Here is a 10,401-nt window from a genome sequence, read left to right on the forward strand (position 1 = left end):
CTGCGCTCTATCTCCGTTTAGAGACCGTAATCGTCTAGTATCCTGTCAGCAACGAGTTCCAAAAGAGCATTATTTATATATGAAGGATCTTCAAATTTTTTCTTTACCTCAGCAACCTTATCTTCGCGAATGTCCGGTGCATTTCTTACTGCTTCCAATGCGATATTAGCATCCGATAATACTCGCGCTTCGCTTGAAACGGAAACCGCATCGGCCTTATTCAATATCTCAGTCCTCTGTGTCCGCTGAATAGGTTGTACAGGTTTTACAGGATCAATTCCGTTTAGTCTATCAATCGTCATGTTCTTTCCGCCTTCCATAGCTTATATCGGCATTTTTATCGAAAAAATTAAGACCTCCCGGACACAAAAACCGAGAACTCGCCTTTTATCGATTGCCGCTCCTGTAATGTATGTAAAATATCCGATACCTCACCGGATAAAATTTCTTCATGCAGCTTTGTCAGCTCACGGCCGACCACAACCTGCCTCTTGCTGTCAATATCGGCAATATCCTGTAGAAGCTTGATAATTCTGAACGGAGATTCGTAGAGGACAAAGCCTGTTTGCATATCGAAAAGCTCCTGAAGTCTCCGCTTTCTCCGCCCCTGCTTAGGGGATAAAAAGCCTTCAAACAGCACCGAAGAATCGCCTGTTCCCGCAATACTGACCATCACTGCGAAAGCCGAAGCACCCGGAATAGGAACAATGGGATATCCTGCCTCGCGTACCAGCTTGACAAGAACCGCACCCGGATCGCTCAAGGCAGGCGTTCCGGCATCGCTCGCATACGCGACATTCTTTCCTTCCGCCAAGAGACCGATGATCTTTTGTGCAGCCTCCGCCTCGTTCTGTGCCCTGCACGAAATAAGCGGTTTACGTATCTCAAAATGAGTTAAAAGTCCGAGTGTGTGCCGCGTGTCCTCGCAGGCAATATAGTCGGCTGCTTTGAAAATTTCCAATGCCCGTACCGTAATATCGCCTAAATTTCCGATTGGTGTTCCGACTATATATAACGATGCCACACCACAAGTATACTGCGTTTTATAGGTTGTCGCAAGTCTATGAATCGTGTATCTTATTTATATGGACACGTTTCTTTCACCTATTTCATGGTTCATTTTAGTTTTCGTCGGTGTACTATTAATGATTATTGCGTATTTTTTATTTACTATGAAGGGGAGAAAAACCGGAAATGCCAAATACTTACCGAAAGGGAAACCGGGAGCACCCGGCGTTTGTCCTATTTGCTGCACGGTATTAAAAAAAGACGAACAGCTTAAAACAAAGGTGTATCCATCGGAAGGAACCGACCGGTTATGTTCTATTTATGGGTGCCCTCACTGTTATCCGATAGTGGAACCCGATGCAGACCGTTTTTGCCCTGTTTGTAAAGCGCCTGTTCCGACCGATTCCTATCTGATTGCCCGCCTCTTCGACCGCGGTAAAAAGGATAGGCATGTCCATATTCTCGGATGCCGAGTATGCCGGCACGCATAAATCAAATAAACCGTATCCGCAGTTTTAACTACCGGCGTAAACGCTCTCTTACCGAAAAATTGCATATCGGCCGCGGAGATGCCGTTTCTTTTATCGGAAGCGGCGGCAAAACCACTTCCGTGATTACCGCGGCAAATGAACTTGCCTCTCAGGGATTGCGGGTTGCGGTAACAACTACAACAAAGATGGGTGTACACGAAAAGGAGCGGCTTAATTCTTCGGTATCTTTTTTCGGTACGGTAACCGGCCAAAAGCTGAGCGCTCCGCCGCTTGAGGTAATCGATCGGCTCTGCAATAGCTTTGATGTAGTTTTAATTGAAGCGGACGGCAGTAAGCGGCGGGCGGTTAAAGGATGGAACGATACAGAGCCTGTTATTCATCCCCGTACTACAAAAACGGTAGGGCTTATTTCAACACGGACGCTCGGTAAGCCGGTGAATGAAATATGGGTACACCGGCCGGAACGTTTTTTAAGCATTACTTCCGCAAAGATGGATAAACCGCTGCGGCTTACTCATATTATGCAGGCGGTTTTTCACCCGAGCGGACTTTTTTTAAGGGCGCGCGGTACCTGTTTTGTACTCTGTATTGCGCCGAGGAGCGAACATGAAGCAATCCGCACCGCTTATTATCGTGCGCGGGGCAGGCGATTTGGCCAGCGGGGTACTCGCAGCAATCCATATCTCCGGTTTTCGTGTCCTTGCACTGGAAACCGAAAACCCTTCCGCCATCCGCCGTACTGTAGCGTTCAGCGAGGCTGTAAGGCTCGGGCATTGCACGATAGAAGGAATTGAAGCGCGGCTTATTGCAAAAGAACAAGCTGCGGCGGTTGTATCTGCCGGAACTATAGCCGCTCTGTCCAATAGAGACGCGATTGCAGCCGGTATCGAAGCCGGCGCTGTCACGGATGCTAAAGCAAACCGCTCAACTTTTATCCCCATTGCAGTTGACCCTACAGGAGAACTGATTGAAGCTTTGCATCCTGCCGCCGTCGTGGATGCCATCATTGCAAAGAAAAACTGCGGAACACATCTCGGTATGGCGCCGCTTGTGATTGCCTTGGGGCCGGGCTTTACCGCCGGTCAGGATGCGCATATCGTTATCGAAACCATGCGCGGGCATAACTTGGCGCGTTTAATTTATCAGGGAACAGCCCTCCCCAATACCGGCGTTCCCGGGCTTGTCGGCGGAGAAAGCGCCTTGCGGGTTATCCATGCGCCGGCCGCCGGCATGCTGTATGTTTTACGGGACATCGGCTTCTCCGTTACCCGCGGCGAAATCATCGCCCGCGTCATACATCCTGACGGCAACGTTACTGATGTTTCCGCTTCGATTAACGGAATAATCCGCGGTATGCTGCCTGACGGCTTTATTGTTCACCGCGGTCTTAAAATGGCCGATATAGACCCGCGCCTTACTGAATTGAACAACTGCTTTACCATCTCCGACAAGGCGCGCGCGCTCGGCGGCTCCGTCCTGACAGCACTGCTTTCCGGCGGTATTACGCCGTAAGGCTTATGCATGCGGCGAAATATGATGCCTGTTTGTAAGAGCGCATATTTCTCCCTCTTTTTATATTTCCGTTTTTCAGTTATGATAGCGGTAGTTAAGGGGGAATAAGATGAAAAGTTCACTGCTTAATCAGGCTTTATCCGGAGCTGCCGTGCCGGTTTCCGCTCTATATAGTCAAAAAAGCTGCGGTGTCGGCGAGTTTTCCGATCTTATTCTTTTTGCGGACTTTTGCAAAAAAACAGGACTGCATATTATCCAGCTTTTACCCGTCAATGATACGGGTACCGACAGTTCTCCTTATAATGCACTTTCGGCTTTTGCACTGCACCCCATCTACATCTGTTTAGACGATATACCGGAAGCACGTACATTTAAAACCGATATAAAAAAAATGAGGGCTGCTTTTGAACCGCAAACACCGGCAGAGCGGTTTAAGTATCGGCAGATATTGCACGAAAAAAATGTATTGCTGCATGCCGTATTTAATAAGGCCGAAGCGCAGATTATTGCAGATTCTCAAGAAGGCGAATTTGCCGAATGGATAAAGGCAAATCCGTGGATTATCGAATATGCTGTATTCAAGAATATTAAGCGCCAAAACTATCATGCATCATGGAAGGATTGGAAAGAGTGTGCTGATATGCGTTCTCCTTCAGCGGTTAAAATAATCGATGCATGGAATGATCCTGTTTTGAAGCGTGAGCATTTATTTTATGCGTGGGTACAAATGCATCTGCATAAGCAGTTGCTGAAAGCAGTTACCTATTGCGCCGATAATGGAATCCTTGTAAAAGGCGACATTCCGATTTTGATGAACGAGGATTCGGTGGAAGTATGGGCGCATCCCGAATATTTCCGCAGCGATCTCCGCGCGGGCAGTCCTCCCGACGGGGATAATCCTACCGGGCAAAATTGGGGATTCCCTATTTATAACTGGGTAAATTTAAAAGCAACCGGTTACGGGTGGTGGAAGGAGCGGCTCCGTCATGCGTCGCAGTATTACCATGCGTATCGGCTCGATCATATTTTAGGCTTTTTTAGAATTTGGGCAATTGCCGAAGGGGAAACAACAGGGCTTTTAGGGAAACCGATCCCTTATTCGGAAATAACGATAGATGATCTACAAAAAGCAGGCTTTTCAAAAGACCGAATCCGATGGATGGTGGAACCGCACATCAATACCGATATCGTTCAAAATACGGTACATGGCGACTATCTGTATGCACACGGACTGTTACACAAAGTTGCCGATCGAATCGGTACGGAGGAGCTTTGGGTTTTTAAAGAGGAAATACAAAGCGAAGCGGATATAAACCGCTGCGGGTTGCCTCCGGAAGTGGAAACGGTTTTAAGGCAAAAGTGGACTGACCGTATGTTGGTAAAAGCCGGAAAAGACCTGCACGGTTCAGCCGTGTATACGGCAGCATACCTGTACCGGAATACAACTGCGTGGAGAACGCTATCGGCGGATGAACAAAGGCATTTTTCCGCACTCGTAGAAGAAAAAGAAATTCAGCAGAATCAATTGTGGGCAACGCAAGCGGAAGATATTTTAGCGGAGCTGTGCGCGTCCGTCGATATGCAGCCTTGTGCAGAAGATTTAGGCGCAAAACCTGCTGTTCTGCCGGAAATTCTGGAAAAATTACATATCTTGAGCCTTAGAGTATTCCGGTGGGAACGCAACTGGGAAAAATCCGGGGCTCCTTTTATTCCGTTGCAAGATTATCCGAAAGAAGCTGTTGCGGTAACCTCCGTGCACGATTCTTCGACAATGCGGCAATGGTGGGAACAAGAGCTTTCGTATGCCGATATGCTTTCGTTCTTTGATGCCGTGCATATTGACGGAACAATGCGGAAAGCATTGTTCCCTATCGAAGGGAAAAAGCCTGCCTATACAAAAGATTTAGCCGCGGGGTTATTGAGTGTCTTAGTCAAAGTTCCGTCAGTGTTTGCAATCTTCCCTATACAGGATTGGTTGGGACTTATAATCGACGAATTACCGGCAGTTAAGGCGCAGGATGAGCGGATTAATGTGCCCGGTACGGTTAGCGAGTCGAACTGGACATACCGGCTGCCGCTTCCGATAGAAACTTTGGGCAAGAATAAAGAATTGATAAAGCAATTGCGGAGTATAACCGCATTACGGCAAATATCCTGAAAAAACGTTTAAAAAGAGGTTTACTATGCGTGTATTGGTTATCGGTGGAGCCGGGTATATTGGCAGCCATGTAGTTAAAGCAATGTTGGAAGCCGGTCATTCGGTTACGGTATTCGACAATTTATCGACGGGACAGCTTTGCAATATTTTTCCGGGTACGGAATTCATTGCAGGTGATACCCGGCATAGCGACGACATCGATGCGGCCTTTTCCCGCGGATTTGACGGAGCGGTGTATTTAGCAGCGTTTAAGGCAGTCGGGGAGTCGATGGTGAACCCCGAAAAATACTCCGTCAATAATATCTCTGCAACGATGAATATCTTAAACGCAGCGGTTAAGCACGGCTGTCTCCGGTTTGTGTTTTCATCATCAGCTGCCGTTTACGGTTCTCCGGAATATCTCCCCATCGATGAAAAGCATCCTAAAAATCCTGAAAGTTACTATGGTTTTACTAAACTGAAAACCGAAGAGTTTTTGCAGTGGTACGATCGGCTTAAAGGACTCAAATTTGCGTCGTTGCGGTATTTTAATGCGGCCGGATATGATCCGTCCGGCGCCGTTAAGGGGCTTGAACGGAACCCGCAGAACCTTTTACCGATCATCATGGAAGTCGCGGCCGGCATGCGGAAGGAGCTCCAGATTTTCGGCAATGATTATCCCACGCGCGACGGTACCTGTATCCGCGATTATGTCCACGTGAGCGACCTTGCGAAAGCGCACACCGACGCGCTGCAGTATATCGACAAAACCGACAGCAGTCTCATCGTCAACCTCGGCAGCGAAGTCGGCATTACCGTCAGCGAAATGCTGACAGCAGCGCGTTCCATTACCGGAAAGGAAATCCCTGCACGCTTTGTCGGCCGCCGCCCCGGAGACCCTGCCGAACTTTATGCAACATCGCAGCATGCCCGCGAAACAATCGGTTGGGATCCCCAATATTCCGATATAAAAACCTTGATCGAATCAACATGGAATATGTATAAAAATCTGTAAGGGATAGGGAACACTTTTTAAAAGCATGGGCATCTCTAAAAACTCGGTTAGATTTTTAGAGATGCAAGGAACAGAAAAATCACAGCTGTGTGCAAAAAAAAGCCTCTCGAAGCAAAACTTCCGAGAGGTTTTCGTTAATAAGTAAGAAGAAATTTAAGAAAAGAATTTTTCAAGCTCACTCATATCGGTGGTTTTTAACAGATCGTTTCCGTCTTCGTCAAGCACGACCACCATCGGAGCTGCAGATACGCCATGCGCACCCATAAAGCTTTTCCCTTCATCGGATGACGCATCCATAACCTTTTTATCGACATCAGGCAAACTATTGCAGTATGTTTTTAATTTCTCACTGACATCGTCGCCTGCCGTTAATACGTTTACAAGCATAAAACCTCCTTAAGTCTTGTTATCCGTTTAAGTATTTTAACCGGAGTGTGTATACTATTCGGTTAAAATACGGATAATATCGGACTTATCAGTTGCGTTGAGTATTTCTTGGCGTTTTTCCGCGCTTTTAAACAGTAGGCTAACCTCTGCTAAGAATTGCAGATGCGGCCCCGTTTTATCAATCGGCGAAAGCGTCATAATAAAAATGCGGCACGGTTCTTGATCCAGAGAATCAAAATCAACCGGATGATCCGAAATGCCGATACAGGCGACAAGATCGCTTACCGAATCGGTCTTTCCGTGCGGTATTGCAATGCCGTGTTTCATCCCGGTAGACATCTTGCGTTCGCGGTCTAACACACAGGCTCGGGCAACGGCTTTATCTTTTACTTTTCCTGCCTGAACGAGCATATCAAGTAATTCATCAATAATTTCCTCTTTAGAGGTTCCCTTTAAATGGAGATTGACAGTTTCAGGTGTCAAAACGGTTTTCAAGTTCATATCTTTAGTGTAAGGGACTTCGTAGGAAAAGTCAAGGATTTTATCTTTATATTTTCAACTTCAGATGAGAGTTCCGTTGAATATAGTAAAAGAATTGAAAGCTACTACATGTTAACTTATTCAGATGAGAATTAAAAGAATAATGGAGAATAGGGGATTCGAACCCCTGACCTATTGATTGCGAACCAATCGCTCTACCAACTGAGCTAATTCCCCAAAACATAGCGCTAGTATATAGTTTTTAGATAAATTGGGCAAGTGTTTTTGAACGTGTTTTTTTTGAAGAAAATTTATTTAGAAAGAAAAAAACGTCAAGCGTCTATTGACAGGTAGAGTGAATATATGATATTGTCCTTGCCGTTGCACCGCTTCACTGTCCCGCAGCGAACGATGCAGCAAGAATGAAAAGCGTTAAAGTTTTGCTACTTCCTTCTATTATTAGATAGTGTAAAGCTGAATAAACTTCTCATGGTGTTTTGCAAGACCGCATCCTTTTTTTTGGGCGTTGAGGTTTTGCGAAACGGTTATACCTTGAATGGTTTTTCTTTTTCTATTCACCGGCGCTTAGCGATAAGCGATGAAAAAAAAGTTGAAAAAAAGAAAAAAGACGCTTGACAAAACGAACGGTTTTGTGATACATTCTTTTTCGCTTGCGGCGCACTGAAACAGCACGCTTCAAGCGCATTGGTCTTTGAAATAAAAGGGAAGGGAAAGAAGAAAAAGCCAAAGAGCAAAATCTTTGGTAAGGAAAATAAGCGTAGAACAAAGAATAGAGGAGAAAGGGAAGTGTAAAGCGATGTAATAGTTGCTTTATGTAATTATTTCTTTTTTTTCTCAAGGTCAACGTTCCTAAAAATAAGAAACGGGACTTGCTTAAAATTATGAATATCAGACGCCCTTCGGGGTGTTTGAAATAAAATAATGGAGAGTTTGATCCTGGCTCAGAACGAACGCTGGCGGCGCGTCTTAAGCATGCAAGTCGAACGGCAAGAGAGAAGCTTGCTTCTCTCCTAGAGTGGCGGACTGGTGAGGAACACGTGGGTAATCTACCCTTAAGATGGGGATAGCTGCTAGAAATAGCAGGTAATACCGAATAGTCTCAATGGTTCATAAGAAGTATTGAGGAAAGGAAGCTACGGCTTCGCTTGAGGATGAGCTTGCGTCCCATTAGCTAGTTGGTGAGGTAAAGGCCCACCAAGGCGACGATGGGTATCCGGCCTGAGAGGGTGATCGGACACATTGGGACTGAGATACGGCCCAAACTCCTACGGGAGGCAGCAGCTAAGAATATTCCGCAATGGACGGAAGTCTGACGGAGCGACGCCGCGTGGATGAAGAAGGCTGAAAAGTTGTAAAATCCTTTTGTTGATGAAGAATAAGGGTGAGAGGGAATGCTCATCTGATGACGGTAATCGACGAATAAGCCCCGGCTAATTACGTGCCAGCAGCCGCGGTAACACGTAAGGGGCGAGCGTTGTTCGGAATTATTGGGCGTAAAGGGCATGTAGGCGGTTATGTAAGCCTGGTGTGAAATCCTGGGGCTTAACCCTAGAATAGCATTGGGTACTGTATAACTTGAATTACGGAAGGGAAACTGGAATTCCAAGTGTAGGGGTGGAATCTGTAGATATTTGGAAGAACACCGGTGGCGAAGGCGGGTTTCTGGCCGATAATTGACGCTGAGATGCGAAAGTGTGGGGATCGAACAGGATTAGATACCCTGGTAGTCCACACTGTAAACGATGTACACTAGGTGTTGGGGCAAGAGCTTCAGTGCCAAAGCAAACGCGATAAGTGTACCGCCTGGGGAGTATGCCCGCAAGGGTGAAACTCAAAGGAATTGACGGGGGCCCGCACAAGCGGTGGAGCATGTGGTTTAATTCGATGGTACGCGAGGAACCTTACCTGGGTTTGACATCTAGTAGACAGTCTTAGAGATAAGGCTTGGTAGCAATACCCTGCTAGACAGGTGCTGCATGGCTGTCGTCAGCTCGTGCCGTGAGGTGTTGGGTTAAGTCCCGCAACGAGCGCAACCCCTACTGCCAGTTACTAACAGGTAAAGCTTGAGGACTCTGGCGGAACTGCCGATGACAAATCGGAGGAAGGTGGGGATGACGTCAAGTCATCATGGCCCTTATGTCCAGGGCTACACACGTGCTACAATGGTTGCTACAAAGCGAAGCGAGACCGTAAGGTGGAGCAAACCGCAAAAAAGCAATCGTAGTTCGGATTGAAGTCTGAAACTCGACTTCATGAAGTTGGAATCGCTAGTAATCGCGCATCAGCACGGCGCGGTGAATACGTTCCCGGGCCTTGTACACACCGCCCGTCACACCATCCGAGTTGGGGGTACCCGAAGTCGCTTGTCTAACCTGCAAAGGAGGACGGTGCCGAAGGTACGCTTGGTGAGGAGGGTGAAGTCGTAACAAGGTAGCCGTACCGGAAGGTGCGGCTGGATCTCCTCCTTTCTTAGAGAAAGGTAATACTAAAAAATGCTTTGTAGTTGTACACAAAGCTTCCGCTTACTTTCCTTCTTCTTTCCCACCTTTTTTATATTGTTGGTTTGTAGTAAGGGGATATAGCTCAGCTGGCTAGAGCGGCGGCTTTGCAAGCCGTAGGTCAGGGGTTCAAATCCCCTTATCTCCAAAAGCGCAGCGTAAAATATTTTTATCGCCACGCACTGTTCTTTGAAAGATGAGGGAAGGGAAAGAAAGACTACTTGAAGGTGAGTTTTCTTGATATTAAAGGGGAAATGAGCTGGAGAGTAGGAAAATAAGGTGAAGAGAATAAGCTTAAGATAGCTGTGGAATTGAGTTTTTTCCGGTAAGGGGAAAGATGAGAGGAAAGAGCTAGGTTTAAGAAGAGAAAATAATATGGTCAAGCGAAGAATAGGTTTATGGTGGATGTCTTGGAGCCGACCGGCGAAGAAGGCCGTGATAAGCTGCGAAAAGCTTCGGGGAGGAGCACATATCCTGTGATCCGGAGATAGCCGAATGGGGTAACCCGATAGAAGTAATTCTATCATTACGCTCTTGAATAAAATAGAGAGGTAAAGCAATACTGAGTGAACTGAACCATCTAAGTAACTCAAGGAAAAGACATCAAACGAGATTCCGAAAGTAGTGGCGAGCGAAATTGGAAGAGCCCAAACCCGTTAAACGGGGGTTGTAGGGCTGCACGGGCTTACGTACAGCAAGTTTAGAAAGCGAATGTATAGCGGAAAGGTTTTGGGAAAGCCTGACAGAGAGGGTGAAATCCCCGTACGCGAAATACAGTCGTCTTGCCGGTGCAGTACCTGAGTACGGCGGGACACGAGAAATCCTGTCGGAATCCGGGTCGACCACGATCCA

The 10,401-nt window shown here is 46.8% G+C and carries 9 protein-coding genes, 2 tRNA genes and 2 rRNA genes (1 of these 13 cut by a window edge); 8 read left to right on the plus strand and 5 right to left on the minus strand.

Annotated features, from left to right (window positions below):
- Positions 1-17 precede the first annotated feature (17 nt).
- Both HMPREF1222_RS08810 and rsmI read right to left on the minus strand, forming a co-directional pair.
- The gene (locus tag HMPREF1222_RS08810) at positions 18-302 is read right to left on the minus strand and encodes a flagellar biosynthesis anti-sigma factor FlgM (RefSeq protein ID WP_006188504.1); all 285 of its coding nucleotides are present in this window, start codon (positions 300-302) and stop codon (positions 18-20) included.
- A 47-nt stretch (positions 303-349) separates the two neighbouring features.
- Positions 350-1,009 (minus strand): 16S rRNA (cytidine(1402)-2'-O)-methyltransferase, encoded by a 660-nt coding sequence (gene rsmI / locus HMPREF1222_RS08815; RefSeq protein WP_196799960.1) that lies wholly within the window; start codon positions 1,007-1,009, stop codon positions 350-352.
- A 136-nt stretch (positions 1,010-1,145) separates the two neighbouring features.
- Here rsmI and HMPREF1222_RS08820 point away from each other — a divergent pair, with 136 nt between their 5' ends.
- From HMPREF1222_RS08820 to galE, 5 genes are all read left to right on the plus strand, one after another.
- Positions 1,146-1,499, plus strand: coding sequence for a hypothetical protein (locus HMPREF1222_RS08820; protein WP_155997618.1), 354 nt, complete (start codon positions 1,146-1,148; stop codon positions 1,497-1,499).
- Positions 1,484-2,293 (plus strand): selenium cofactor biosynthesis protein YqeC, encoded by an 810-nt coding sequence (gene yqeC / locus HMPREF1222_RS13160; RefSeq protein ID WP_244870140.1) that lies wholly within the window; start codon positions 1,484-1,486, stop codon positions 2,291-2,293. The genes HMPREF1222_RS08820 and yqeC overlap by 16 nt, the downstream gene beginning before the upstream one ends.
- 10 nt (positions 2,294-2,303) lie before the next feature.
- A complete protein-coding gene (gene yqeB / locus HMPREF1222_RS08825) occupies positions 2,304-3,011 on the plus strand; it encodes a selenium-dependent molybdenum cofactor biosynthesis protein YqeB (protein WP_244870170.1) in 708 nt (235 codons plus the stop codon).
- Between the two features lie 109 nt (positions 3,012-3,120).
- The gene (locus tag HMPREF1222_RS08830) at positions 3,121-5,169 is read left to right on the plus strand and encodes a 4-alpha-glucanotransferase (RefSeq protein ID WP_016519100.1); all 2,049 of its coding nucleotides are present in this window, start codon (positions 3,121-3,123) and stop codon (positions 5,167-5,169) included.
- Between the two features lie 25 nt (positions 5,170-5,194).
- Entirely contained in the window at positions 5,195-6,163 is a 969-nt protein-coding gene (gene galE / locus HMPREF1222_RS08835) for a UDP-glucose 4-epimerase GalE (RefSeq protein ID WP_006188510.1), read from the plus strand.
- A 153-nt stretch (positions 6,164-6,316) separates the two neighbouring features.
- Here galE and HMPREF1222_RS08840 read toward each other — a convergent pair whose 3' ends face one another.
- The 3 genes from HMPREF1222_RS08840 to HMPREF1222_RS08850 all read right to left on the minus strand — a co-directional run bounded on the left by HMPREF1222_RS08840 (position 6,317) and on the right by HMPREF1222_RS08850 (position 7,267).
- Positions 6,317-6,550: a thioredoxin domain-containing protein gene (locus HMPREF1222_RS08840; RefSeq protein ID WP_016519101.1), complete on the minus strand. Its 234-nt coding sequence runs from the start codon at positions 6,548-6,550 to the stop codon at positions 6,317-6,319.
- Between the two features lie 54 nt (positions 6,551-6,604).
- Positions 6,605-7,051: a PTS sugar transporter subunit IIA gene (locus HMPREF1222_RS08845; protein WP_006188512.1), complete on the minus strand. Its 447-nt coding sequence runs from the start codon at positions 7,049-7,051 to the stop codon at positions 6,605-6,607.
- A 143-nt stretch (positions 7,052-7,194) separates the two neighbouring features.
- Positions 7,195-7,267: transfer RNA gene (locus HMPREF1222_RS08850), tRNA-Ala, on the minus strand.
- A 702-nt stretch (positions 7,268-7,969) separates the two neighbouring features.
- Here HMPREF1222_RS08850 and HMPREF1222_RS08855 point away from each other — a divergent pair.
- From HMPREF1222_RS08855 to HMPREF1222_RS08865, 3 genes are all read left to right on the plus strand, one after another.
- Positions 7,970-9,519, plus strand: a 16S ribosomal RNA gene (locus HMPREF1222_RS08855).
- A 104-nt stretch (positions 9,520-9,623) separates the two neighbouring features.
- A tRNA-Ala gene (locus HMPREF1222_RS08860) sits at positions 9,624-9,697 on the plus strand.
- Positions 9,698-9,926: 229 nt separating this feature from the next.
- Positions 9,927-10,401: ribosomal RNA gene (locus HMPREF1222_RS08865) — 23S ribosomal RNA — on the plus strand (it continues 2,490 nt past the right edge of the window).
- The 16S and 23S rRNA genes sit together here with 1 tRNA gene alongside, the layout of an rRNA operon.

Origin of the sequence: Treponema vincentii F0403, assembly GCF_000412995.1 — a bacterium.
GTDB lineage: Bacteria > Spirochaetota > Spirochaetia > Treponematales > Treponemataceae > Treponema > Treponema vincentii.

What these genes read in the sequence shown, in the direction of transcription:
- HMPREF1222_RS08845 (WP_006188512.1), bottom strand. Translation starts at nt 7,051, where the DNA reads ATGAACTTGAAAACCGTTTTGACACCTGAAACTGTCAATCTCCATTTA.
- HMPREF1222_RS08810 (WP_006188504.1), bottom strand. Translation starts at nt 302, where the DNA reads ATGACGATTGATAGACTAAACGGAATTGATCCTGTAAAACCTGTACAA.
- HMPREF1222_RS08830 (WP_016519100.1), top strand. Translation starts at nt 3,121, where the DNA reads ATGAAAAGTTCACTGCTTAATCAGGCTTTATCCGGAGCTGCCGTGCCG.
- HMPREF1222_RS08820 (WP_155997618.1), top strand. Translation starts at nt 1,146, where the DNA reads ATGATTATTGCGTATTTTTTATTTACTATGAAGGGGAGAAAAACCGGA.
- HMPREF1222_RS08840 (WP_016519101.1), bottom strand. Translation starts at nt 6,550, where the DNA reads ATGCTTGTAAACGTATTAACGGCAGGCGACGATGTCAGTGAGAAATTA.
- yqeC (WP_244870140.1), top strand. Translation starts at nt 1,484, where the DNA reads ATGCCGGCACGCATAAATCAAATAAACCGTATCCGCAGTTTTAACTAC.
- galE (WP_006188510.1), top strand. Translation starts at nt 5,195, where the DNA reads ATGCGTGTATTGGTTATCGGTGGAGCCGGGTATATTGGCAGCCATGTA.